Consider the following 22,970-nt stretch of genomic DNA (forward strand, 5'->3'; position numbering starts at 1 on the left):
GGCCCGGCTGGCGGAAGGTCTCGGCGCCGCCGGCTGGGTCGTGGCCTCCGGCCTCGCCCGCGGGGTGGACGCCGCGGCCCACGCCGCCTCGGTTCACACCGGCACGGTCGCCGTGTTCGCCGCCGGCCTCGACCGGCTCTACCCGCCCGAGCACGCCGATCTCGCCCGCCGCATCGTCGAGTCCGGCGCGCTCGTGACCGAAATGCCGCTCGGCTGGCAGCCCCGGGGACGGGATTTCCCGCGCCGCAACCGCATCATCGCCGGCCTGTCGCTGGGCGTGGTGGTGGTGGAGGCAGCGATGCGCTCCGGCTCGCTGATCACCGCGCGGCTCGCCACGGAGCTCGGGCGCGAGGTCATGGCGGCGCCGGGCTCCCCGCTCGATCCCCGCTGCGAGGGCTCGAACGCCCTGCTGCGGGACGGCGCGACGCTGGTGGCGCGGGTCGACCACGTGCTCGAAGCGCTGCGCCCGCTGGTGGAGCGCGAACCCGAGACGCCGGCCCCCATCGTGCTCGGACAGGGCGACGGCGCGCCGTTCGTCCCCGCCGAGCCCGGCGACGACGACGCGGCCGTGGTGCTGGACCTGCTCGGCCCCTCGCCCACCACCATCGACGCCCTCGCCCGCCACGCGGAGCGCGACGCCCGCACGGTGCAGATCGTGCTGCTCCAGCTTGAGCTCGCCGGCCGGCTGGAGCGGCTGCCCGGCGGTCAGGTGGCGCTGCGCGTTCCCGACGCCTGGGACTGACCCGCGCCGGACGACGGCTCGCGTTTGGCGTGGGTCCGCGCCTCGATCCGGGCCATGTCCAGCAGATAGGCGAGCGTCGGCAGGTTCGAGCCGCGCGCGAGACGGACCATGTCCGTGGCGAGCGCTTCGAGATAAGCGGCGGTTTCCTCTCGCGACGACGCGCGGCCCCCTCTCGCGCGCGTTTCGCCGTCGTCGGTCATGGTGGATTCCCCTTCGATCCCGTCACCTCGCGCATTGCACCCTAAAATGTGGAATTGTCAAAATTTACAACCAATGATGTTTATCCGCGCGCTGGCGGCGGCGTTTGCGGCATTTGACACCGGCAGACCGGTTCCCCATGTTCGCCGCCGCCGGACCGACCACCGGCGCGGAGAAGGGGCTCCCGCTTCATGAACAGCGTCGTCATCGTCGAGTCGCCCGCCAAGGCGAAGACGATCAACAAATATCTCGGACCCGGATACGAGGTTCTGGCCTCCTACGGCCATGTGCGCGACCTGCCGGCGAAGGACGGATCGGTCGATCCGGACGCTGATTTCCACATGCTGTGGGAGGTGGACGGCAAGGCCGCCCAGCGCCTGAACGAGATCGCGCGCGCCGTGAAGGGCGCCGACCGTCTCATTCTGGCGACCGACCCGGACCGCGAGGGCGAGGCCATCTCCTGGCATGTGCTGGAGGTGCTGCGCGCCAAGAAGGCGCTGAAGGACCAGCCGGTGGAGCGCGTTGTGTTCAACGCCATCACCAAGCAGGCGATTCTCGATGCCATGAAGAAGCCGCGCGAGATCGACGCGGCGCTGGTGGACGCCTATCTCGCCCGCCGGGCGCTGGATTATCTGGTCGGCTTCAATCTCTCGCCCGTGCTGTGGCGCAAGCTCCCCGGCGCCCGCTCGGCGGGCCGGGTGCAGTCGGTGGCGCTGCGCCTCGTCTGCGACCGCGAGTCCGAGATCGAGCGCTTCGTGCCCCGGGAGTACTGGTCGCTGGTGGCGACGCTCGCCACGCCGAAGAACGAGACCTTCGACGCCCGCATCTCCGCCGCCGACGGCAAGAAGATCGGCCGTCTGGACGTGCCGGACGAGGCGAGCGCCATGGCGCTGAAGGCCGCGATCGAGGCCTCCGACCTCAAGGTCTCGAACGTCGAGGCGAAGCCCGGCCGGCGCAACCCGCCGCCGCCCTTCACCACCTCCACGCTGCAGCAGGAGGCGAGCCGCAAGCTCGGCCTCGCGCCGAACCGCACCATGCAGATCGCCCAGCGGCTCTACGAGGGCATCGACATCGGCGGCGAGACCGTCGGCCTGATCACCTATATGCGAACCGACGGCGTCGACATGGCCCCGGAGGCGGTGTCCGCCGTCCGCTCACTGATCGGCTCCGACTACGGCGCCCGCTATCTGCCGGGCTCGCCCCGGCGCTACACGGTCAAGGCCAAGAACGCGCAGGAGGCCCACGAGGCCGTGCGCCCGACCGACCCGCGCCGCACCCCGCGCGAGATGGCCCGCCGCCTCGACGACGACCAGGCCCGGCTCTACGAGCTGATCTGGAAGCGCACCGTGGCGAGCCAGATGGAATCCGCCGAGGTGGAGCGCACCACGGTCGACATCGCGGCCACCGGCTCCGGCCGGCCGATCGAGCTGCGCGCCACCGGCACCGTCGTCACCTTCGACGGCTTCCTCGCGCTCTATCAGGAAGGCCGCGACGACGAGGAGGACGAGGAGGCCAAGCGCCTGCCCGCCGTGGCCGCCGGCGATCCGCTGCGCCGCGTCGGCCCCGTCGCCGCCACCCAGCACCACACCGAGCCGCCGCCCCGCTACACCGAGGCCGCGCTGGTGAAGCGCATGGAGGAGCTCGGCATCGGCCGTCCCTCCACCTACGCCGCGACGCTGACCGTGCTGCGCGACCGCGAATATGTGAAGCTCGACAAGAAGCGTCTCGTGCCGGACGACAAGGGCCGGCTGGTGACCGCCTTCCTGCAGAGCTTCTTCAACCGCTACGTGGAGTACGACTTCACCGCGGCGCTTGAGGAGAAGCTCGACAAGGTCTCCAACCACGAGCTCGACTGGAAAGAGGTGCTGCGGGACTTCTGGCGCGATTTCGTCGGCGCGGTGGACAGCACCAAGGAGCTTCGCTTCGCGCAGGTGATCGACGCGCTGAACGAAATCCTCGGCCCCTACATCTTCCCGCCGAAGGCGGACGGCTCCGACCCCCGCGCCTGCCCCACCTGCGGCACCGGCCAGCTGTCGCTGAAGCTCGGCAAGTTCGGCTCCTTCGTCGGCTGCTCCAACTATCCCGACTGCCGCTACACCCGCCCGCTCGGCGCCGATTCCGGCGGCGAGGACGGCCAGTCCGCAGGCCCGGACGGGGTGAAGCTGCTCGGCAAGGACCCGAAGACCGATCTCGACGTGACGCTGCGCGCCGGCCGCTTCGGCCCCTATGTGCAGCTCGGCGAGCCGGTGGAGAAGGAAAAGCCCAAGCGCGCCTCGCTGCCCAAGGGCTGGTCCGCGGCCGAGCTCGATCTCCAAGCCGCGCTCAGGCTGCTGTCGCTGCCGCGTCTCGTGGGCCTGCACCCGGAATCGGGCCTGCCGATCGAGGCCAACATCGGCCGCTACGGGCCTTACGTCTCCCATGACGGCGCTTACGCCAATCTCGATTCCGTCGAGGAGGTGTTCGAGGTCGGCCTGAACCGCGCGGTCGCGGTGATCGCCGAGAAGAAGGAGAAGCGCGGCGCGGGACGCGGCGGCGCGCCCGCCGGGCGCGGGCTCGGCGACCATCCGGACGGGGGCGCCGTCACCGTGCACGCCGGCCGCTACGGTCCTTACGTGAAGCACGGCAAGGTCAACGCCACCCTGCCCAAGGGCGTGGACGCCGACGCGCTGACGCTCGACGAGGCGATCAAGCTGGTGGACGCCAAGGCGGCCGCCGGCGGCTCCAAGAAGCCCGCGCGCAAGACGGCGACCAAATCCACGGCGGCGAAATCGGCCGCCGACAAGCCGGCCGCGAAAAAGCCGGCGGCCAAGAAAACCGCGGCGAAGAAGCCCGCCGCCAAGACCACGAAGAAGGCCGCCGAATAAGAGCGGCCTCGGGGAGGATCACCCATATGCGCATGTTCGCGTTCGCCGCGGCGCTCGCCGCCGGCGTCTCCGCCTCGCCCGCGGGCGCCGCCGGCTCCTACGTGGTCTGGGGCATCGGCACCAAGACCTGCGGCGCCTGGACCGACGCCCAGCGCTCCAATCCGGCCAAGGCCGAAGCCTACCAGTCCTGGGCGCACGCCTTCGTCACCGGCGCGGCCTTCGGCCGGGAGGGTCTGGAGCTGCGCAAGGACGTGGACATCAACGCGGAAGCGCTGACCAAATGGGTCGACGCCTGGTGCGACGCCAACCCGCGCATGACCGTCGAACGCGCCGCCGTCGCCCTGCTGGAGCACCTGACCACGCCGGGGAAGTGAACCGCGGCGCTGGGCGCGTTTTCACGACGCGGGTCGACGCCCCCGCCCCTTGTTCCGGCCTTGAGCCGGAACCTAGAACCTCGACGCCAGCCAGATGAGCGGCGACGTTTCAGCGGGATCGTAAACGCCAGCGTTTCTGGGGCCCGGCTTAAGGCCGGGACAAGACGGCAGAGACCCCTTCCCCTTAAACCGGTCGGACGCTCAGCCGCCCTGATAGGACTCGCCGGTGCGGGGTTCGGGGGTCGCCACCCGCTCGGCCTCTCCGTAGGTGGCGATCTTGCCTTCGGCGGCCTTCTTCAGGATCTCCAGCGCCTCCAGCGGCTCGGGCTCCAGCCCGGCGCCGCCCTTGCCCACATGCGCGAAGATCTCGCTCTTCATGCGCGGGTCCCAGAAGTGCTGGATGTGGTCGACGATGCCGGGGATGCGCTTCTCCAGCGGCTGGCTCTTGAAGAACCAGCCGATCTGGTTCGCCATGTAGATCAGCCGGTCGAGGGTCGACTTGTGCTCGCGCCCCTCGATCTCGGGGACGCCGGGGCGGGCTTCGTGGGCGTGGGCCATCAGGGCGCGTTCCTCAAATCTGACGGAGGGCGCTCTCCGGCGCCTTGTCCGCGACGATGCGATCGGGGTGTGTGAAAACTTCAAAACCGTCGTCGCGGGCGATGGCGACGAGCGTGACGCCGGCCTCTTCCGCCATGCGGACGCCAAGCGCCGTGGGCGCGGAGACGGCGACCACCAGACCGGTTCCGATGACGGCCGCCTTCTGGATCATCTCCACCGACACGCGGCTCGTGAGCGCCACGAAGCCCGCTCCGGCGTCCTCACCGCTGCGGGCGAGATGGCCGGCGAGCTTGTCGAGCGCGTTGTGGCGGCCGACGTCCTCGCGCACGGCGATCAGGCCGCGGCCGGGCGCGTAGAAGCCGGCGCCATGGACCGCGCGGGTCGCGAAATTGAGCGCCTGCGCCTTCCACAGCGCCTGAAGCGCGTCGTGGATGTCGTTGGCGGAAAAGGCGGTTCTGGCGTCGACGACCCGGGCGGGCTTCACCGCCTGCGCCAGACTGTCGATGCCGCAGAGGCCGCAGCCGGTGGGGCCCGCGAGCGCGCGCCGCCTTGCGCCGAGGTCTCGCGACGGGTTCTTCGCGAGCCACATGCGGGCCTCGAGCCCGACGCCCTGATCGACCACCTCGAGGCTTTCGATCTCGGACATGTCCGCGACGATGCCCTCGGTCAGGCTGAAGCCGACGGCGAAGTCCTCGACGTCGGTCGGGCTCGCCATCATCACCGCCTGCGTGCCGCCGTCATAAACCAGCGCGATCGGCGTCTCCGCCGGCGTCGCCCGCTCGGAGGTCTCGACAAACGCGCCGTCGCGCCAGACGGCGCGGGACAGGCGTACGATGGGGGGCGGAAGCTCTTCGGTCATCGGTTGAATATGGGCGCCTCGGCCGGGCTGTGAAAGCGGGAGACGCAATCCGGGTTCCGGCCTTGAGCTGGGACCCAGAGACGCCTGCGTCTGAAAACCTGCCGAGCCGGCCTGTCGCGCTGTCCTTGGAACACTTGAGGTTCTGGGTCCCGGCTCAAGGCCGGGACAAGGAAGAACGGTTCAAGCCCTTCCGGACCACAGCCAGTGCCAGCAGTTCCGGGCGACGGTCGTCCGTCGCCCGAAAACTGATCGGGAACGCGGTCCCGCTTACTCCGCCGCTTCCGGCAGGATGCGCCGGCTGTTGCGGGAGTGCTCCTCGTAGCCTTCCTGCCAGGCGCTCGGGCCGTTGGAGGGCGAAATCTGCACCGCCGTCACCTTGTACTCGGGGCAGTTGGTGGCCCAGTCCGAGAAGTCGGTGGTGATGACGTTGGCCTGGGTCGTCGGGTGGTGGAACGTGGTGTAGACCACGCCCGGCGCCACGCGATCGGTGACTCTGGCCTTCAGCGTGGTCTCGCCGGCGCGGCTGCGCAGGGTCACCCAGTCGCCGTCGCGCACGCCGCGGTTCTCGGCGTCCGCGGGGTGAACCTCCAGCACGTCCTCCTCATGCCAGCGCGAGTTCTCCGTGCGGCGCGTCTGCGCGCCCACATTGTACTGGCTGAGGATGCGGCCGGTGGTGAGCAGCAGCGGGAAGCGCGGCCCCACCTTCTCGTCGGTGCCGACATATTCGGTGATGACGAAGTTGCCCTTGCCGCGGACGAAGCCGCCGATGTGCATGATCGGCGTGCCTTCGGGCGCGGCGTCGTTGCAGGGCCACTGCACCGAACCCTTCTCCTCCAGACGCTGGAACGAGACGCCGGCGAAGCTCGGCGTGGACGCGGCGATCTCGTCCATGATCTCGGACGGATGGCGGTAGTCCATCTCGTAACCCATGGCCTTGGCGAGCAGCAGCGTCACCTCCCAGTCGGCGTAGACCGCCTTGGGGGCCATCACCTTGCGCACGCGCTGGATGCGGCGCTCGGCGTTGGTGAAGGTGCCGTCCTTCTCCAGGAAGGACGAGCCCGGCAGGAACACGTGGGCGTAGTTGGCGGTCTCGTTCAGGAACAGGTCCTGCACGATCACGCACTCCATCGCCGCGAGACCCGAGGTCACGTGGTAGGTGTCCGGGTCGGACTGGGCGATGTCTTCGCCCTGCACGTAGAGGCCCTTGAAGGTGCCGTCCACGGCCGCGTCCAGCATGTTCGGGATGCGCAGGCCCGGCTCCGGATCGAGCGGAGCGCCCCACAGCGCCTCGTACATCTCGCGGACATTGTCCTCGGAGACGTGGCGGTAGCCCGGATACTCGTGCGGGAACGAGCCCATGTCGCACGAGCCCTGCACGTTGTTCTGGCCGCGCAGCGGGTTCACGCCGACGCCGTTGCGGCCGATGTTGCCGGTGGCCATGGCGAGGTTGGCGATGCCGAGAACCGTGGTCGAGCCCTGGCTGTGCTCGGTGACGCCGAGGCCGTAGTAGATCGCCGCGTCGCCGCCGGTGGCGTAGAGCCGCGCCGCGCCGCGCACGAGGTTCGCCGGCACGCCGGTGAGGGCCTCGGTCGCCTCGGGCGAATGCCGCTCCTCGGCCACGAACTCGGCCCAGGCCTGGAAGGTCTCGAGATCGCCCTGCTCGCGGACGAATGTCTCGTTGATCAGGCCCTCGGTCACGATCACATGGGCGAGCGCGGTGACCATGGCGACGTTGGTGCCCGGCTTCAGCGGCAGGTGATAGTCCGCGCGGACATGCGGGCTCTTCACCAGATCGATGCGGCGCGGATCGATCACGATCAGCTTGGCGCCCTGGCGCAGGCGGCGCTTCATGCGGCTGCCGAACACCGGATGGCCGTCGGTCGGGTTGGCGCCGATGACCAGGATCACGTCGCTGTCGTCCACGGAGTCGAAGTCCTGCGTGCCGGCGGAGGTGCCGAACGCGGTCTTCAGGCCGTAGCCGGTGGGCGAGTGGCAGACGCGGGCGCAGGTGTCCACGTTGTTGTTGCCGAAGCCGGCGCGCACCAGCTTCTGGACCAGATAGGTCTCCTCGTTGGTGCAGCGCGAGGAGGTGATGCCGCCGATGGACGACCGGCCGTACTTGGCCTGGATGCGCTTGAACTCGGTGGCGGCGTATTCGATCGCCTCCTCCCACGACACCTCACGCCACGGATCGGTGATCTGGGCGCGGATCATCGGCTTGAGGATACGCTCCTTGTGCTGGGCGTAGCCGTAGGCGAAGCGGCCCTTGACGCAGGAGTGGCCGTGGTTGGCCTTGCCGTCCTTCCACGGCGTCATGCGCACGAGCTCGTCGCCGCGCATCTCGGCCTTGAAGGTGCAGCCCACGCCGCAATAGGCGCAGGTGGTGACGACCGAATGCTCGGGCGTGCCGATCTCGATGACCGACTTCTCCTGCAGCGTCGCGGTCGGGCAGGCCTGCACGCAGGCGCCGCAGGACACGCATTCCGACTGCATGAACAGCTCGTCCATGCCCGGCGACACGCGGCTGTCGAAGCCGCGGCCCGAGATCGTCAGCGCGAAAGTGCCCTGCACCTCCTCGCAGGCGCGGACGCAGCGCGAGCAGACGATGCACTTCGAGGCGTCGTAGGTGAAGTACGGGTTGGACTCGTCCTTCTTGGAGACGAGATGGTTCTCGCCCTCATAGCCGTAGCGCACCTCGCGCAGGCCGACGACGCCCGCCTGCTCCTGCAGCTCGCAGTCGCCGTTGGCCGAGCAGGTCAGGCAGTCCAGCGGATGGTCGGAGATGTAGAGCTCCATCACGCCGCGGCGCAGCTGCTTCAGGCGCGGGGTCTGAGTCTTGACCACGATGCCTTCCGCCACCGGCGTGGTGCAGGAGGCGGGCGTGCCGTTGCGGCCCTCGATCTCCACCAGACAGAGGCGGCAGGAACCGTAGGCCTCCAGATTGTCGGAGGCGCAGAGCTTCGGGATCTGGTTCCCGACCTCCATGGCCGCGCGCATGATGGAGGTGCCTTCCGGCACCGTCACCTTCTGGCCGTCGATGACCAGCGTGACCATGACGTCGGATTTGATTTCGGGCGTGCCGTAGTCGATTTCAGTCACGAGAGACATGGCGGGCCTCCTCACTCCGCGGCCAGCGGCACGGGGCCGCGGCCGAAATCCTCGGGGAAATGGGTGAGCGCGCTCATGACGGGGTAAGGGGTGAAGCCGCCCAGAGCGCAAAGCGAGCCAAGCTTCATCGTGTGCGAAAGGTCTTCGAGAATGGCGAGGTTCTTCTCGCGCTCGACGCCGGCGATGATCTTGTCCATCACCTCGACGCCGCGGGTGGAGCCGATGCGGCAGGGCGTGCACTTGCCGCAGCTCTCCACCGAGCAGAACTCCATGGCGAACCGGGCCTGCTTGGCCATGTCCACATTGTCGTCGAACACCACGATGCCGCCGTGGCCGATCAGGCCGTCCTTCTTGGCGAAGGCCTCGTAGTCGAACGGGGTGTCGAACAGCGCGCGGGGGAAATAGGCCCCGAGCGGGCCGCCCACCTGCACCGCGCGCACCGGCCGGCCGGTGAACGTGCCGCCGCCGACCTCCTCCACCAGTTCGCCGAGCGTCACGCCGAAGGCGATCTCGTAGAGGCCGCCATGCTTGATGTTGCCGGCGAGCTGGATCGGCATGGTGCCGCGGGAGCGGCCGAAGCCCACGTCCGCATAGGCCTTGGCGCCTTCTGACAGGATGAAGGGCACCGCCGCCAGCGACAGCACGTTGTTGATGACCGTCGGCTTGCCGAACAGGCCCTTATGGGCCGGCAGCGGCGGCTTGGCGCGCACCAGGCCGCGACGGCCCTCGAGGCTCTCCAGCAGCGAGGTCTCCTCGCCGCAGACATAGGCCCCGGCGCCGACGCGCACCTCCATGTCGTAATTGTACTGAGAACCGGCGACGCCGCGGCCGAGATAGCCGGCCTTGCGGGCGGCCTGGATCGCCTTGTTCATGGCGATCACCGCATGCGGGTATTCCGAGCGGCAGTAGACATAGCCCATGTCCGCGCCGACGGCGACGCCGGCGATGGTCATGCCCTCGATCAGCTGGAAGGGGTCGCCCTCCATGATCATGCGGTCGGCGAAGGTGCCCGAGTCACCCTCGTCCGCGTTGCAGACGATGTACTTCTTGCCCGGCGCGCAGGCGGCGACGGTGCGCCACTTGATGCCGGTGGGGAAGCCCGCGCCGCCGCGGCCGCGCAGGCCGGAGTTGAACACCTCCTCAACCGTGTCGGAGGGGCCGAGCGCCAGCGCGCGCTCGAGGCCCTTGTAGCCGCCATGGGCGAGGTAGTCGTCGAGCGACACCGGATCGGTGACGCCCACGCGCTTGAAGGTGAAGCGCTCCTGCTTGGCGAAGAACGGGATCGTCTCCACGTCGCCGAGGCGCAGGTCATGGCCGGCGCCGTCGAGCAGGCCGCCGTCCAGCAGCGCCTCGACGTCCTTGGGCTTCACGGGGCCGTATCCGACGCGGCCGGCGGCGGTGACAACCTCCACCAGCGGCTCCAGCCAGATCATGCCGCGCGAGCCGTTGCGCACCACGCGGCCCTCGATCCCGCGGCGGGCGAGCCCTTCCGTGATGGCCTTGGCGACGCGGTCGGCGCCGACGGCGACCGCCGCGGCGTCGCCCGGAACGTAAATGACGACGCTCACGACCGCACCTCCGCCGCGATCTCGGCGATCGCTTCATCGTCGATCAGGCCGACGAGACGGCCGTCCACCATGGCGGACGGGGCGCAGGCGCACAGGCCGAGGCAGTAGATCGGCTCCAGCGTCACCTGCCCGTCGGGGCGGGTCTCGCCGAAGGCGCAGTCCAGCGCCTTCTCGAACTTGGGCGAGGTCTCACGCGCGCCGGCGGCCTGGCAGGCCTCGGCGACGCACACCTTGACGATGTGGCGGCCGGCCGGCTCGTGCCGGAAATCATGGTAAAAGGTGAAGACGCCATGGACCTCGGCGCGCGACAGGTTCATCGCGTCGGCGATCAGAGGGATCGCGTCCTGAGGCACGTAGCCGAAGGTCTCCTGCATGGCGTGCAGGATCGGCATGGTCGCCCCCTCAAGGGCGATGTGGTCGGCGATGATCTCCTGACCGCGCTCCGGCGACCACGCTTCGTGCGCATGCCGCGATCCGGAGACGGATGCCCCGCTCATCATGGCTCGCGTCCTCCATATATAATTCTTGTTATTCCAAACTCTGGCCCTGATCCCTTGAGTTATCAATGCGCGTATCCCGTCAGCTGATAGAACATATCTATCGGCTGCGGCGATCCATCAAGTGGCGAAAACGATTTTAGAAGCGATCCAAAGGGCTTGGCATGCCAGACGCCCTGCCCGGCCGGATCGTGGCCAGCCCGTTCACTCTTTTGAATTTTTCTGAAAACCGGCGGTAAGGCCAGCTTAAACCGACGCCGCGACGGCTCCCGGCGTCACCGCGCCGAGTCGGGCCGCCAGCGCCTTGGCGATCGTCACCAGCGCCGTGGTGGCCGGCGTCTGCGGATCGCGATGCGGGGCCACGAGGCCGACCGTGTGCACCACCTCCGGCTCCAGAATGGGAATGGAGCGGATGTTCGGCGGCAGGCCCATGGTCTCGCCGAAGCTCTGGGGCAGCACGCTGGACCACGCGCCGGTGCGCACATGGCTGAGCAGCACGACCGTGTCGTTCGACTCGAGCGTGGGCGCGGCGGTGACGCCCGCCTCCTTCAGCAGGGTGTCGACGATGCGGCGGTTCTGCATGTTCGGCGTCAGCAGGCAGAGCGGAAGCTTCCCCACGTCGCGCCAGGTCACCGCGTCCCGATCGCCGAGCTCGCCGTCCACCGATGTGATGAGCCGGTAGCCCTCGCGCCAGATCGGCGTCACCGAGACGCGGCCGAGCGGCTCGTTGTCGAGATAGGTGATGCCGGCGTCCACCTCGAGATTGTCGAGCGCGTCGCCGATCTCGCCCGAGGTGCTGCTGATGATGGTGAAGCGCACGTCCGGGTGCTGGGCGCGGTACGGCGTGGTGAGCTGGGACACCATGGGCAGCGCGGTCGGAATCACCGCGATCCGCAGATGGCCGACCACGCCCCGCTTCAGCGCGTCGATGTCCTGACGCATGGCGCGGGCGTCGCCCACGATGCGGCGCGCCCATTCCAGCGCCCGCTCGCCTTCGGGGGTGAAGCCGTGGAAACGCGAGCCCCGCTCCACCAGCCGCACGCCGAGCGCGTCCTCAAGCTGCTTCACGCCCGCCGAAAGCGTGGGCTGGGTGACGCCGCAAGCCTCCGCCGCACGGCCGAAATGGCGCTCCTGGGCGAGAGCGAGCAGGAAGTCGAGCTTGTCGAGCATGGCCGTCCAGAAGCGAGTCGGCCACATCGGCCTTGCGCAAGATTATATGGCAAGAGCCCGCCAGAAGCGAAAAGAGGCGCTGGCATGCCAGTTTCGCACGAAAATTGCGCAAGATCAGCCCGGAAACAGCGTTTACGACCCTTATTCTTTCGGCGTATGCAGATCGAAAGGCCCCATGGGTCAAGGGGCCGCAGCACGCCGGGGAGGCGCTCAACATCATGTCCTTCGTCCGCTCCCACCTTCCGTGGGTCATTCTGGCGTTGATCGGCGCCTTTGCGCTCGGGACCGTCGCGCTGCATCGCGGCGAGTCGATCGGCGCCCTGTGGATCGTGGTCGCCGCGGTCTCCACCTATCTCGTGGCCTACCGCTACTACGCCCTGTTCCTTGCGACCAAGGTGCTCAAGCTCGATCCGGCCTACGCCACGCCGGCTCAGCGGCTGAACGACGGCCTCGATTACGTTCCGACCAACAAATACGTCCTGTTCGGTCACCATTTCGCGGCCATCGCCGGCGCCGGCCCGCTGGTCGGCCCCGTGCTCGCGGCCCAGATGGGCTACCTGCCCGGCACGCTGTGGATCATCGTCGGCGTCGTCGTCGCCGGCGCGGTGCAGGACTTCCTGGTCCTGTTCCTCTCCACCCGCCGCGACGGCCGCTCGCTCGGCGACATCATCCGCCAGGAGATGGGCGTCACCGCCGGCGTGATCGCGCAGATCGGCATCCTGCTGATCATGATCATCCTGCTCGCGGTTCTGGCGCTGGTGGTGGTGAAGGCTCTGGTGGGCTCGCCCTGGGGCATGTTCACGGTGGCCGCGACCATTCCGATCGCGCTGTTCATGGGCCTCTACAGCCGCTACCTGCGGCCGGGCCACGTGGGCGAAGTGTCGCTGATCGGCGTCGTGCTGCTGCTCGCCTCCATCGTCTACGGCCAGCATGTGGCGGAGAGCCCGACGCTCGCGCCGCTGTTCACCTTCAAGGGCGAAGCCATTGCGCTGATGATCATCGGCTACGGCTTCGTGGCCTCGGTCATCCCGGTGTGGCTGCTGCTCGCGCCGCGCGATTACCTCTCCACCTTCCTGAAGGTCGGCGCGGTGGTCGGCCTCGCCGTCGGCATCCTCGTGGTGATGCCGGACGTGAAGATGCCGGCCGTCACCAAGTTCATCGACGGCACCGGCCCGGTCTTCGCCGGCGCGCTGTTCCCCTTCCTGTTCATCACCATCGCCTGCGGCGCCGTCTCGGGCTTCCACTCGCTCATCGCCTCCGGCACCACGCCGAAGCTGATCGAGAACGAGACCCAGGCCAAGTTCATCGGCTACGGCGCGATGCTCACCGAGAGCTTCGTGGCCATCATGGCGCTGATCGCGGCCTCGGTGCTTGAGCCCGGCATCTACTTCGCCATGAACAGCCCCGCGGCGCTGATCGGCACCACCCCCGAGACCGCGGCCGCGGCCGTGTCGTCTTGGGGCTTCCACATCACGCCCGGCGACCTGACGCTGCTCGCGCAGCAGGTCGGCGAGAGCACCGTGCTGTCCCGCGCCGGCGGCGCTCCGACGCTCGCCGTCGGCATGTCGCACATCCTGTCCCAGCTCATCGGCGGCGAAGCGCTGATGGCGTTCTGGTACCACTTCGCCATCCTGTTCGAGGCGCTGTTCATCCTGACCACGGTCGACGCTGGCACCCGCGTCTGCCGCTTCATGATCCAGGACCTGATCGGCAACGTGGCCCCGTCGTTCCGCAACACCACGTCGTGGACCGCGAACGTGATCGCGACCGGCATTGCGGTCACCGCCTGGGGCTACTTCCTCTATCAGGGCGTGGTGGATCCCCTCGGCGGCATCAACACGCTGTGGCCGCTGTTCGGCATCTCCAACCAGATGCTGGCGGCGATCGCGCTGACGCTGTGCACCGTGGCGCTGTTCAAGATGAAGCGCGAGCGCTACGCGTGGGTCACCATCGTGCCGACGGTGTGGCTGCTGATCTGCACGCTGACGGCCGGCTGGCAGAAGCTGTTCCACCCCTCGCCGTCCGTGGGCTTCCTCGCCCACGCCAAGAAGTTCGGCGACGCGGCGGCGCAGGGGCAGATCCTCGCGCCCGCCAAGACGGTGGAGCAAATGGGCCGCATCGTGTTCAACGACTACGTGAACGCCGGCCTGACCATCGCCTTCATGACGGTCGTCATCGTCATGGTCGGCTTCGGCCTCCGCTGGATCTTCGTCGCGCTGCGCTCGCCCACGGCGACGGCGAACGAGATCCACGGCGTGCCGGCGGAGTGAGGCCATGCGCAGGACGCTGGAAGCGGCGCGCCTGCGGCTCGACCCGCTGCTCTGCGCCTGCCGGGCCGCGCGGGAGACCGCCCATCTGATGGTCGGCGTGCCGGACTATGACCGTTACGTCGCCCATATCCGGGCCAACCACCCGGATACGGAGCCCATGGACCGCAACGCGTTCTTCCGGGACGCGCAGGACCGCCGCTTCGGCGGCGGCGGCCGCGCCGGCGTCATGCGCTGCTGCTGACGACCCGCTAAGGCGGACAAAAAAAGGGCGCGGAGCCGACCAGCTCCGCGCCCTTTTTTCATTCTGTTTCAAGCGGCTGAGTGAGACTTGGCCGCCTTGTCTTGTCCCGGCCTCGAGCCGAGACCCAGACCCACGGCGTGTCAGAACGAAACGCGACGACGACGCACGGCCGGCGTCGCCAGCGCGCCGGGCTCAGACCTTACCGTCGAGGCCCATCTGGTAGTATTTGTGGGTGATGCTGTCCTGGTTCTCCAGCAGCCAGTCGATGGTGGGCTCGTTCGACATGGCCTTGCGGATCGCCTGCGTCATGCCGCGGCGATGGATGTCGAACAGCACCTTGTGGTCGAGGTTCTCCACGTCGACGATGGTGGGCGCGAGCCAGACCGAGCAGATGATGCCGAGGTCGTTGGCCTTCTCCTTGGGGATGTAGCCCTCGCGCACCGCGTCCAGCACGCCGTTGGCGATCGCGAACTGCACCGTGCCCATCAGGATGTTGGTGTAGCGCGGATTGTCGACCGTCACCTTGGACACGCACAGCGTGATCGGCCGCACCATGATGTCGGTGTTGAGCAGCGCGAACACGCGGGTGTGGCCGGCGACCTGATCGCCGGTGAGGGTGGCGAGCGCGGTTCCCACCGGCCCGTCCAGCTCGCCGATCACCACTTCCGGCTCGGCCGCGGTTCCGGGAGGGCCGCCGGCGACCAGCGCCTCGCCGGCGCGCAGCACGATACGGTTGGACATCGTTATCTCCTTGTTGGGTCCACGGCCCTCGCACGGAGAATGCGACGGCCTGCGCCTCAGGCTTCCGCGGGTCTGGCCGGCGCGCGCTCGGCCCGCAGGCGCAGGCACAGCAGCAAAGCGGGCAGGCCCGACAGGAAGGTGGCGATGAAGTACGGCCCATAGCCGACCGCGTCCACCGCATAACCCGACAATCCGCCCACCAGATGCCCGGGAAGCGCGTAGATCGAGCTCAACACCGCGTAGCGGGTGGCGGAGAACTCCGACGCCGCAAGCTTGGACATGAAGGCGATCAGCGCCGTGCCGGCGACGCCGGACGCCACGTTGTCGAAGCAGATGGCGAGCGCCAGCATCCAGATCTCGTGCCCCACCGCGTGCAGCGTGGCGAACAGCAGGTTGGTGCTGGCGGAAGCGACGATGCCGATGACGAGCACCGTGCGCATGGGAAGCTTCGTCAGCAGGAAGCCGCCGAGAAAGGCGCCGGCGATGGTGAGCGCCACGCCGAACACCTTGGAGACGCTGGCGATTTCGGTCTTGCTGAATCCGACGTCCACGTAGAGCGCCTGCGCCATCACGCCCGCCAGCAGGTCCGGCACGCGGTAGAGCCCGATCAGGCAGAGCGTCGCGAGCGGAACCGTGGTCACGAGCAGCACCAGATCGCGCACCGGCGCTTCGAGCAGCGAACCTTCGGTCCGGGCGTGCTCCCGGTCCACGGAGGGCGGCACCAGCAGCACGGTGAGAGCCGCCACCAGCAGCATGATCGCCGCCATCGCCAGATAGCTGGCGTTCCAGCCGAAGTCCTCGGCGATGAACAGCGCGCCGGCGCCGGAGGTGAGCACCGCCAGCCGGTAGCCGAGCTGGTAGCCCGCGGCGAGAACGCCCTGCTCCTCCGCCTCCGCCACGTCCACCCGCCAGCCGTCGATCGCCGCGTCCTGCGCGGCCGAAAACAGCGCGGCGGCGAAACAGGCGGCCGCCATCACCGGTAGGCTGACGGTCGGATCGCAGAACGCCATCAGCGCGAGGCCGCCGGAGACGCCGATCTGCAGCGCGAAGATCCACGCCCGCCGCCGGCCGAGCGCGCGGCCGAGGGGCCCGAGCGCATAGGCGTCGAGGAACGGCGCGATGATGAACTTGAGGCTGTAGGCGATGCTGGCCCAGGACATCAGGCCGATCTCGGCGAGCCCCACCCCCGCCTCGCGCAGCCAGATGGCGAGCGTGCCGAGCACCAGCAGGAACGGCAGGCCGGAGGCGTAGCCCAGAACGCCCGCGGCGAAGCGTTTCAGGCCGATGGACGCGCCGGGCGCGCGCGCGGACGGAGCTGCGGCGTGATCGGACAAGACGGCCTCCCCCGGAAACGAAGCGTCGCGCCGCGCGGCGATTCGCGCGACCGCGCACTGTCTTAGCTCCATTCGCCGCCCGCGGCATGCCCGCCGGTCTCGGGAATCCAAGTCTACTAAGTTGACAGCTTTTATGGATTATATAGGATTTGTCATCCACCCGCCGGGACGCCCGGCGCCGAACGCCAAGGCCGCACCGATGACGAGCTGTCGATTCTCTTTCTAGAGCCGCCGGGCAGCCGGCCTTCGCCTCTCGTTTTCTCGTCACGGATATTGTCATGCTCACCCGCCGCACCGCAGTCGCCGCCCTCACCGCGGCGGTCGCCGCGCCCGCGCTGATCCGCTCCGCCCGCGCGGACGCCCGCAAGATTCGCGTCGGCCTCCAGAAAAACGGCGTCTTCCTGATCGCCCGCACCCGCCGCGCGCTGGAACAGCGCTTCGAGCCCCAGGGCGTCGCGGTCGAATGGCTGGAGTTCACCTTCGGCCCGCCGCTGTTGGAGGCGCTGAACGTCGGCTCGATCGACATCGGCACCACCGGCGACGCCCCGCCCATCTTCGCCCAGGCCGCCCGCGGCCGCTTCGTCTACGCCGCGACCTATCCGGCCTCCGGCGCCGCGATCCTCGTGCCGAAGGACTCCACGCTCAAAACCGTGGCGGACCTCAAGGGCAAGCGCATCGCCATTCCGAAGGGCTCCAGCGCCCACAACGTGGCGGTGCAGCTGATCGAAAAGGCCGGCCTGTCCTTCGATGACGTGACGCCCGCCTATCTGCCGCCGGCGGACGGACAGGCCGCCTTCGCGCGCGGTTCGGTGGACGCCTGGGCGGTGTGGGATCCGTTCTTCGCCATCGCCGAGCAGACGCTCGGCGCGCGGGTGCTGTCCTCCAGCGAGGACGCCGGGCCGCAGAACGGCTTCACCCTCGCCAACCGCGATTTCGCCGCCGCCAACGGCGACCTGCTCAAGGGCGTGGTGGAGGAGTTCGGCCGCGTCGGCGAATGGGCCGACGGGCACAAGGACGAGGTGGCCGAGCTGTTCTCCGCCGCCACCAAGACGTCGATCGAGGCGCAGCGTCGCGCCCAGACGCGCACCGGCTACGCCGTGCGACCCCTCACCCCTGAGGTAGTCAAGACCCAGCAGGCCAACGCCGACCGCTTCCACCGCATCGGCCTGATCCCGACCGCGATCACGGTCGCGGACGCGGTCTGGACGCCCGGCGCCTGAAGGAGACCCGGATGAAACTCCTGAAATCCGGCGATCTGCTCGCCTTCATCATCCCGGTCGGGCTGATCCTGGTCTGGCAGGCCCTGTCCTCCGCCGGCTATCTGGCGCCGGAGGTGCTGCCCGCGCCGACCGCGGTCGCCCTCGCCGGCTGGCGGCTCGCCACCTCGGGCGAGCTCTGGACCAACATCGGCATCAGCGCCTGGCGCGCGGGCGTGGGCTTCCTGATCGGCGGCGGCATCGGCTTCGCGTTCGGCCTCGCCAACGGCCTGTCGAAGCTGTCCGAGCGGCTGACGGACCCGACCATCCAGATGGTGCGCACCATTCCGCATCTGGCGATGATCCCGCTCGTCATCCTGTGGTTCGGCATCGACGAAACGGCGAAAATCTTCCTGGTGGCGCTCGGCGTTTCCTTCCCGATCTACCTCAACACGCTGCACGGCGTGCGCACCGTGGACGCCCAGCTCGTGGAGATGGGCCGGGCCTACGGCATGACGCCGGTGGAGCTGTTCCTGAAGGTGGTGCTTCCGGGCGCCCTGCCCTCGATCTTCGTCGGCCTGCGCTACGCGCTCGGCATCATGTGGCTGACGCTGATCGTGGCCGAGACGATCTCCGCCTCCTCGGGCCTCGGCTACATGGCCATGAACGCCCGCGAGTTCATGCTGGTCGACGTCGTGGTGCTGTCGATCCTGATCTACGCCCTGCTTGGCAAGCTAGCGGACTCCGTGGCCCGCTGGCTCGAGCGCTCCACCCTGTCGTGGCACCCCGCCTACATCGCCCACTGAGGACGCGCACCATGACCGCACGCTCATTCTCCGCCCGCCTGCTGTCGCCGCTCGGCCTCGCGGCGGCCTTCTCCCCCGCCTCGGCGCCCAAGCCGACGCAGCTGCGCGCCGCCGGCGGCCGTGGCGCCTCGGTGACGCTGCGGGGTTTCTCCAAATCCTTCGGCCCGAAGAAGGTGCTGCAGAAGCTCGACCTGCACGTGCCGGCCGGCCAGTTCCTCGCCATCGTCGGCAAGAGCGGCTGCGGCAAGAGCACCCTGCTCCGCGCCATCCTCGGCCTCGACCAGCCGACCGAAGGCGTGGTGACGGTGGCCGACCAGCCGCCGACGTCGGAGTCCGCCCGCATCATGTTCCAAGAGCCGCGCCTGCTGCCGTGGGCGCGGGTGCTCGACAACGTGCTTGTCGGCGTGCGCGGCCTCGCCGACAAGGCGCAGGCCCGCGAGGCGGCGCTGGACGTGCTGCGCAAGGTCGGCCTCGTCGACCGCATCGGCGAATGGCCGTCCGTGCTGTCCGGCGGCCAGAAGCAGCGCGTGGCGCTGGCCCGCGCCCTCGTCAGCCGCCCGCGCCTGCTGGCGCTGGACGAGCCGCTCGGCGCGCTCGACGCCCTGACCCGCATCGAGATGCAGGGTCTGCTGGAGCGCATCTGGCAGGAGCAGGGCTTCACCGCGGTGCTGGTGACCCACGACGTGTCGGAGGCGCTGGCGCTGGCCGACCGGGTGATCGTGCTCGAGGACGGCGGCGTGTCGCTCGACCTCGCCGTGGACCTGCCCCGCCCCCGCCGCCGCGGATCGCCCGCGATCGCGCGGCTCGAGGGCCAGATTCTCGATCGCCTGTTCGGCGCGGCCGAACGCGACGCCGCGCCCGCCGACGAGGCGCAGGAGCTTTACGCATGACCCGCAAGACCATCGTCGCCATCGCCGGCAGCCTCGGGCGGCCGTCGCGCACCCGCCGTCTGGTGGAGGATGTGGCGACCCGCGTTCAGGCGCGCTCCGGCGCGGATCTGACCTTTCTCGACGTCGCCGAACTCGCGCCCGAGCTTGGCCGCACCCTCGCCCGCGACGGCGCCCCGCAGACGCTGGAAGCCGGCCTGCGCGCCATCGAGACGGCCGACCTGATCATCGCCGGTTCGCCCATCTACAAAGGGTCTTACAGCGGCTTCTTCAAGCATCTGATCGACCTGGTGGACTACCGTTCGCTCACCGGAACGCCCGTCGCCCTGCTCGCCACTGGCGGCAGCGAGCGGCACGCGCTTTCCGTGGAGCATCAGCTTCGCCCGCTGTTCGCCTCCTTCGACGCGCTGACGCTCCCGACCGCCGTGTTCGCGCTCGACCGCTCCATCGTGGATGGCCGCGTCACCGACGAGCGGGTCGCGGCCCGGCTCGACGCTCTTGTGGCCGAAGCCTCCTTCGCCCTGACCCGCGCGGCGCTCGCCGCCTGACCTCCAGCCCGGATCGCACCCACATGATCGCTTTCACCCGCCGGGCCGCCGGCAAGACCATCGCCGCCCTCGCGCTCGCCGGCGTCTTCGGCGCTGCGGCCTCCGTGTCCGCCTCGGCCGAGGACCGCGTCCTGCGCATCGGCTACCAGAAGTACGGCACCCTGATCCTGCTCAAGGGCAAGGGCACGCTGGAGGAGCGGCTGAAGCCGCTCGGCGTCACCGTGAAATGGGCCGAGTTCCAGTTCGGGCCGCCGCTGCTGGAGGCCGTCAACGCCGGCGCCATCGATTTCGGCACCACCGGCGAGGCTCCGCCGATCTTCGCCCAGGCCGCCAGCAACCGCCTCGTCTATGTGGCGAACGATCCGGAGTCCCCGAAGGGCGAGGCGATCCTCGTGCACAAGGACAGCCCGATCAAGACGCTGGCCGACCTGAAGGGCAAGAACGTCGCCGTCGCCAAGGGCTCGAACGCGCACTTCCTGCTCGTGAAGGCGCTCGAAAAGGGCGGCGTCGGCTATGACGACATCAAGACCTCGTTCCTGGCGCCGGCCGACGCCCGCGCGGCCTTCGAGCGCAAGTCGGTGGACGCCTGGTCGGTGTGGGACCCCTATTACGCCGCGGCCGAAGCCGCCGGCGCCCGCGTGCTGACGGATGGAACCGGCATCGTCGCCAACCACCAGTTCTTCCTCTCCGCCCGCGACTACGCGGACAAGAACAGCGACATCCTGAAGATCGCCGTCGAGGAGCTGCGCAAGGTCGAGGACTGGGTCGCCAAGGACCCAAAGGCCGCGGCCGAGGAGCTGGCGCCGATCGTGGGCATCCCCTCGTCGCTGCTCGTCACCGCCGTCGCCCGCACCGGGCTCGGCGTCGCGCCGCTGACGCCGGAGGTGGTGGCGGCCCAGCAGAAAATCGCCGACACCTTCCTTGAGCTGAAGCTGCTTCCGAAGCCCATCACGGTGTCCGAGGCGGTGTTCGATCTCTCCAAGGCCAAGGAGGCTGCCAAGTGACGACCACGTCGACCCACGCGGCGGAAACGGCGAACGTTCTCTGGTTCCTGCCGACCCATGGCGACAGCCGCTATCTCGGCACGTCCAAGGGCGGCCGGCAGGTGGACCTCGGCTATCTGCGCCAGGTGGCGCAGGCGGCCGACCAGCTCGGCTATTTCGGCGTGCTGCTGCCGACGGGGCGCTCCTGCGAGGACTCCTGGGTCGTCGCCTCGGCGCTCGCGCCGCTGACCGAGCGGCTGCGCTATCTGGTGGCGGTGCGGCCGGGGCTGCAGTCGCCGACGGTCGCCGCCCGCATGACCGCGACCCTCGACCGCATCTCCGGCGGGCGCCTGCTGATCAACGTCGTCACCGGCGGCGATCCGGCGGAGAACGCCGGCGACGGCGTGTTCCTGAACCACGACGAACGCTACGAGGTCACGCGCGAGTTCCTCGACGTGTACCGCCGGCTGCTCGCCGGCGAGAGCGTGGATTTCGAGGGCAAGCACATCCGGCTGGAGGACGGCCGCCTGCTGTTCCTGCCCCATCAGGAAAAGGGGCCGCCGCTCTATTTCGGCGGCTCGTCGGACGCGGCGACCGACGTCGCTGCGAAGACCATCGACAAGTACCTGACTTGGGGCGAGCCGCCGGCGCAGGTCGCGGAGAAGGTGAACCTCGTGCGCGCCCGCGCCGAGGCCGCCGGCCGTGAGGTGAGCTTCGGCATCCGTCTCCACGTCATCGTGCGCGAGACCAACGAGGAGGCCTGGGCCGCCGCCGACAGCCTGATCCGCTATCTGGACGACGACACCATCGCCGCGGCGCAGAAGGTCTACGCCCGCATGGACTCCGTCGGCCAGCAGCGCATGGCCGCGCTGCACGGCGGACGGCGCGACAAGCTGGAGGTGAGCCCCAACCTGTGGGCGGGCGTCGGCCTCGTGCGCGGCGGCGCCGGCACGGCGCTGGTGGGCGATCCGGAGACGGTCGCGGCCCGGATCAAGGAGTATCTGGCGCTCGGCGTCGACACCTTCATCCTGTCCGGCTACCCACATCTGGAGGAGGCCTACCGCTTCGCGGAGCTGGTGTTCCCGCTGCTGCCGCTCTCCACCCAGACGAAGCCCGCCTCCACCAGCGTCAACATGGGTCCGTTCGGCGAGACCATCGCCAACGCCGTGCGGCCGACGCTGCGCGTGTCCCAGTCCTGAAATGACCGAGACGCCCTCCCGACCTGACACGCCGCCGACGATCGTGATCGTCGGCGGCGGCGTCTCCGGCGCCGTCGCGGCGCATCAGCTGGCGCGCCGCGCGCCGGGCGAGTTCCGCATCGTCGTGGTGGAGCCCCGGCCGCGTCTCGGCGCCGGGCTCGCCTATTCCAGCGTCGATCCCGCGCACCGCATCAACGTGCCGGCCTCGCGCATGACCTTCGTGCCGTCGGACCCCTGCCATTTCGACCGCTGGCTCAAGGCGGACGGCGCGTTGAAGGAGGATCCCGAGGCGCTGACCGAGGACGGCCGCGCCTTTCCGCGGCGCTCGGTCTTCGGCCGCTACGCCGCCGAAACCATCGAGCCTTACGTGCTATCGGGCGAGATCGAGCATGTTCAGGCGCTGGCGACCGGCGTCGCGCTCGACGACGGCCGCTACCGCATCCAGCTGTCGAACGGCGCTGAGCTGACGGCGGACGGGCTCGTCTTCGCCGCCACCCATCCCCGGCCGTCCACGCCCGCCGCGGTGCGCCCGCTGGAGGGCGACCCGCGCCTCGTCCTCGACGCCCAGCGGGGCGACGCGCTGAACGGCCTTGCCCCGGACGCCCGGGTGCTGATCGTCGGCACCGGCCTGACCATGGCGGACATCGTGGCGTCGCTGGAGCGGCGCGGCCATCGCGGCCCGATCGTCGCGGTCTCCCGCCGGGGCCTGACCTCCCGCGGGCATGACGGCCCGGCGGGCGACAACATCGGCGACTTCTCCGACCGGCCGGAGCGCCGCGCCTCACGGCTGCTGCTGCGCATCCGCCGGGCCGTGCAGGCCGCCGAGG

General features: G+C 69.4%; 21 protein-coding genes. 12 read left to right on the forward strand and 9 right to left on the reverse strand.

The features are described from left to right. Nucleotides 1–742 (forward strand): DNA-processing protein DprA (locus ACFQ4O_RS06125; RefSeq protein ID WP_378774783.1); only part of this gene is annotated, 742 nt, incomplete at its 5' end. Here the strand turns inward: ACFQ4O_RS06125 and ACFQ4O_RS06130 are convergent. After that, complete coding sequence (locus ACFQ4O_RS06130) at nucleotides 706–942, reverse strand: hypothetical protein (RefSeq protein WP_378774784.1); 237 nt, start codon at nucleotides 940–942, stop codon at nucleotides 706–708. The genes ACFQ4O_RS06125 and ACFQ4O_RS06130 overlap by 37 nt on opposite strands. Nucleotides 943–1,131: 189 nt before the next feature. Here ACFQ4O_RS06130 and topA point away from each other — a divergent pair, with 189 nt between their 5' ends. Together topA and ACFQ4O_RS06140 are read left to right on the forward strand one after the other, a co-directional pair. After that, a complete protein-coding gene (topA, locus tag ACFQ4O_RS06135) occupies nucleotides 1,132–3,804 on the forward strand; it encodes a type I DNA topoisomerase (protein ID WP_378774785.1) in 2,673 nt (890 codons plus the stop codon). Between the two features lie 26 nt (nucleotides 3,805–3,830). Then, nucleotides 3,831–4,178 (forward strand): hypothetical protein, encoded by a 348-nt coding sequence (locus ACFQ4O_RS06140; RefSeq protein ID WP_378774786.1) that lies wholly within the window; start codon nucleotides 3,831–3,833, stop codon nucleotides 4,176–4,178. 201 nt (nucleotides 4,179–4,379) lie between these two features. Here ACFQ4O_RS06140 and ACFQ4O_RS06145 read toward each other — a convergent pair whose 3' ends face one another. The 6 genes from ACFQ4O_RS06145 to ACFQ4O_RS06170 all read right to left on the reverse strand — a co-directional run bounded on the left by ACFQ4O_RS06145 (nucleotide 4,380) and on the right by ACFQ4O_RS06170 (nucleotide 11,938). Next, nucleotides 4,380–4,736, reverse strand: coding sequence for a formate dehydrogenase subunit delta (locus tag ACFQ4O_RS06145; RefSeq protein WP_378774787.1), 357 nt, complete (start codon nucleotides 4,734–4,736; stop codon nucleotides 4,380–4,382). Between the two features lie 13 nt (nucleotides 4,737–4,749). Continuing rightward, nucleotides 4,750–5,595, reverse strand: coding sequence for a formate dehydrogenase accessory sulfurtransferase FdhD (fdhD, locus tag ACFQ4O_RS06150; protein ID WP_378774788.1), 846 nt, complete (start codon nucleotides 5,593–5,595; stop codon nucleotides 4,750–4,752). A gap of 267 nt (nucleotides 5,596–5,862) precedes the next feature. Further along, nucleotides 5,863–8,703 (reverse strand): formate dehydrogenase subunit alpha, encoded by a 2,841-nt coding sequence (fdhF, locus tag ACFQ4O_RS06155; protein ID WP_378774789.1) that lies wholly within the window; start codon nucleotides 8,701–8,703, stop codon nucleotides 5,863–5,865. Nucleotides 8,704–8,714: 11 nt separating this feature from the next. Next, nucleotides 8,715–10,271, reverse strand: a complete 1,557-nt coding sequence (locus tag ACFQ4O_RS06160) for a formate dehydrogenase beta subunit (RefSeq protein ID WP_378774790.1) — start codon at nucleotides 10,269–10,271, stop codon at nucleotides 8,715–8,717. Beyond that, nucleotides 10,268–10,768 (reverse strand): formate dehydrogenase subunit gamma, encoded by a 501-nt coding sequence (locus tag ACFQ4O_RS06165; RefSeq protein ID WP_378774791.1) that lies wholly within the window; start codon nucleotides 10,766–10,768, stop codon nucleotides 10,268–10,270. Before ACFQ4O_RS06165 ends, ACFQ4O_RS06160 begins: the two co-directional genes overlap by 4 nt. Nucleotides 10,769–11,014: 246 nt before the next feature. Next, the gene (locus ACFQ4O_RS06170; RefSeq protein ID WP_378774792.1) at nucleotides 11,015–11,938 is read right to left on the reverse strand and encodes a LysR family transcriptional regulator; all 924 of its coding nucleotides are present in this window, start codon (nucleotides 11,936–11,938) and stop codon (nucleotides 11,015–11,017) included. A gap of 218 nt (nucleotides 11,939–12,156) precedes the next feature. On the opposite strand from ACFQ4O_RS06170, the gene ACFQ4O_RS06175 reads away from it, so the two are divergent. Next, nucleotides 12,157–14,208, forward strand: coding sequence for a carbon starvation CstA family protein (locus tag ACFQ4O_RS06175; RefSeq protein WP_378774793.1), 2,052 nt, complete (start codon nucleotides 12,157–12,159; stop codon nucleotides 14,206–14,208). A 4-nt stretch (nucleotides 14,209–14,212) separates the two neighbouring features. Beyond that, nucleotides 14,213–14,449, forward strand: coding sequence for a YbdD/YjiX family protein (locus ACFQ4O_RS06180; protein ID WP_378774794.1), 237 nt, complete (start codon nucleotides 14,213–14,215; stop codon nucleotides 14,447–14,449). A gap of 192 nt (nucleotides 14,450–14,641) precedes the next feature. On the opposite strand, the gene ACFQ4O_RS06185 is transcribed toward ACFQ4O_RS06180, so the two are convergent. Together ACFQ4O_RS06185 and ACFQ4O_RS06190 are read right to left on the reverse strand one after the other, a co-directional pair. Beyond that, a complete protein-coding gene (locus tag ACFQ4O_RS06185) occupies nucleotides 14,642–15,190 on the reverse strand; it encodes a formaldehyde-activating enzyme (RefSeq protein ID WP_271203735.1) in 549 nt (182 codons plus the stop codon). A gap of 56 nt (nucleotides 15,191–15,246) precedes the next feature. Further along, nucleotides 15,247–16,524, reverse strand: coding sequence for an AmpG family muropeptide MFS transporter (locus ACFQ4O_RS06190; protein ID WP_378774795.1), 1,278 nt, complete (start codon nucleotides 16,522–16,524; stop codon nucleotides 15,247–15,249). 278 nt (nucleotides 16,525–16,802) lie between these two features. Here ACFQ4O_RS06190 and ACFQ4O_RS06195 point away from each other — a divergent pair, with 278 nt between their 5' ends. The 7 genes from ACFQ4O_RS06195 to ACFQ4O_RS06225 form a co-directional block, all read left to right on the forward strand. After that, nucleotides 16,803–17,744, forward strand: a complete 942-nt coding sequence (locus ACFQ4O_RS06195) for a sulfonate ABC transporter substrate-binding protein (protein ID WP_378774797.1) — start codon at nucleotides 16,803–16,805, stop codon at nucleotides 17,742–17,744. Nucleotides 17,745–17,755: 11 nt separating this feature from the next. Next, nucleotides 17,756–18,526: an aliphatic sulfonate ABC transporter permease SsuC gene (ssuC, locus tag ACFQ4O_RS06200; RefSeq protein ID WP_378774798.1), complete on the forward strand. Its 771-nt coding sequence runs from the start codon at nucleotides 17,756–17,758 to the stop codon at nucleotides 18,524–18,526. 11 nt (nucleotides 18,527–18,537) lie between these two features. Continuing rightward, nucleotides 18,538–19,416 carry an ATP-binding cassette domain-containing protein gene (locus ACFQ4O_RS06205; RefSeq protein WP_378774799.1) on the forward strand — a complete coding sequence of 293 codons (879 nt, stop codon included), beginning with the start codon at nucleotides 18,538–18,540 and terminating at the stop codon, nucleotides 19,414–19,416. After that, nucleotides 19,413–19,961 (forward strand): NAD(P)H-dependent oxidoreductase, encoded by a 549-nt coding sequence (locus ACFQ4O_RS06210; RefSeq protein WP_378774800.1) that lies wholly within the window; start codon nucleotides 19,413–19,415, stop codon nucleotides 19,959–19,961. Before ACFQ4O_RS06205 ends, ACFQ4O_RS06210 begins: the two co-directional genes overlap by 4 nt. A gap of 23 nt (nucleotides 19,962–19,984) precedes the next feature. Beyond that, nucleotides 19,985–20,965, forward strand: a complete 981-nt coding sequence (locus ACFQ4O_RS06215) for a sulfonate ABC transporter substrate-binding protein (RefSeq protein ID WP_378774801.1) — start codon at nucleotides 19,985–19,987, stop codon at nucleotides 20,963–20,965. After that, a complete protein-coding gene (ssuD, locus tag ACFQ4O_RS06220; protein WP_378774803.1) occupies nucleotides 20,962–22,143 on the forward strand; it encodes an FMNH2-dependent alkanesulfonate monooxygenase in 1,182 nt (393 codons plus the stop codon). Before ACFQ4O_RS06215 ends, ssuD begins: the two co-directional genes overlap by 4 nt. Before the next feature lies 1 nt (nucleotide 22,144). Then, on the forward strand, nucleotides 22,145–22,970 hold an 826-nt coding region (locus tag ACFQ4O_RS06225; protein WP_378774804.1), incomplete at its 3' end, for an FAD/NAD(P)-binding protein.

This window comes from Methylopila musalis (genome assembly GCF_042679725.1).
In the GTDB taxonomy this organism is placed as follows: Bacteria; Pseudomonadota; Alphaproteobacteria; order Rhizobiales; family Methylopilaceae; genus Methylopila; species Methylopila musalis.

What these genes read in the sequence shown, in the direction of transcription:
- ACFQ4O_RS06210 (WP_378774800.1), top strand. Translation starts at nt 19,413, where the DNA reads ATGACCCGCAAGACCATCGTCGCCATCGCCGGCAGCCTCGGGCGGCCG.
- ACFQ4O_RS06145 (WP_378774787.1), bottom strand. Translation starts at nt 4,736, where the DNA reads ATGGCCCACGCCCACGAAGCCCGCCCCGGCGTCCCCGAGATCGAGGGG.
- ACFQ4O_RS06165 (WP_378774791.1), bottom strand. Translation starts at nt 10,768, where the DNA reads ATGAGCGGGGCATCCGTCTCCGGATCGCGGCATGCGCACGAAGCGTGG.
- ACFQ4O_RS06140 (WP_378774786.1), top strand. Translation starts at nt 3,831, where the DNA reads ATGCGCATGTTCGCGTTCGCCGCGGCGCTCGCCGCCGGCGTCTCCGCC.
- ACFQ4O_RS06170 (WP_378774792.1), bottom strand. Translation starts at nt 11,938, where the DNA reads ATGCTCGACAAGCTCGACTTCCTGCTCGCTCTCGCCCAGGAGCGCCAT.
- fdhD (WP_378774788.1), bottom strand. Translation starts at nt 5,595, where the DNA reads ATGACCGAAGAGCTTCCGCCCCCCATCGTACGCCTGTCCCGCGCCGTC.
- ACFQ4O_RS06195 (WP_378774797.1), top strand. Translation starts at nt 16,803, where the DNA reads ATGCTCACCCGCCGCACCGCAGTCGCCGCCCTCACCGCGGCGGTCGCC.
- ACFQ4O_RS06175 (WP_378774793.1), top strand. Translation starts at nt 12,157, where the DNA reads ATGTCCTTCGTCCGCTCCCACCTTCCGTGGGTCATTCTGGCGTTGATC.
- fdhF (WP_378774789.1), bottom strand. Translation starts at nt 8,703, where the DNA reads ATGTCTCTCGTGACTGAAATCGACTACGGCACGCCCGAAATCAAATCC.
- ACFQ4O_RS06215 (WP_378774801.1), top strand. Translation starts at nt 19,985, where the DNA reads ATGATCGCTTTCACCCGCCGGGCCGCCGGCAAGACCATCGCCGCCCTC.
- ssuC (WP_378774798.1), top strand. Translation starts at nt 17,756, where the DNA reads ATGAAACTCCTGAAATCCGGCGATCTGCTCGCCTTCATCATCCCGGTC.
- topA (WP_378774785.1), top strand. Translation starts at nt 1,132, where the DNA reads ATGAACAGCGTCGTCATCGTCGAGTCGCCCGCCAAGGCGAAGACGATC.
- ACFQ4O_RS06130 (WP_378774784.1), bottom strand. Translation starts at nt 942, where the DNA reads ATGACCGACGACGGCGAAACGCGCGCGAGAGGGGGCCGCGCGTCGTCG.
- ACFQ4O_RS06185 (WP_271203735.1), bottom strand. Translation starts at nt 15,190, where the DNA reads ATGTCCAACCGTATCGTGCTGCGCGCCGGCGAGGCGCTGGTCGCCGGC.
- ACFQ4O_RS06180 (WP_378774794.1), top strand. Translation starts at nt 14,213, where the DNA reads ATGCGCAGGACGCTGGAAGCGGCGCGCCTGCGGCTCGACCCGCTGCTC.
- ACFQ4O_RS06205 (WP_378774799.1), top strand. Translation starts at nt 18,538, where the DNA reads ATGACCGCACGCTCATTCTCCGCCCGCCTGCTGTCGCCGCTCGGCCTC.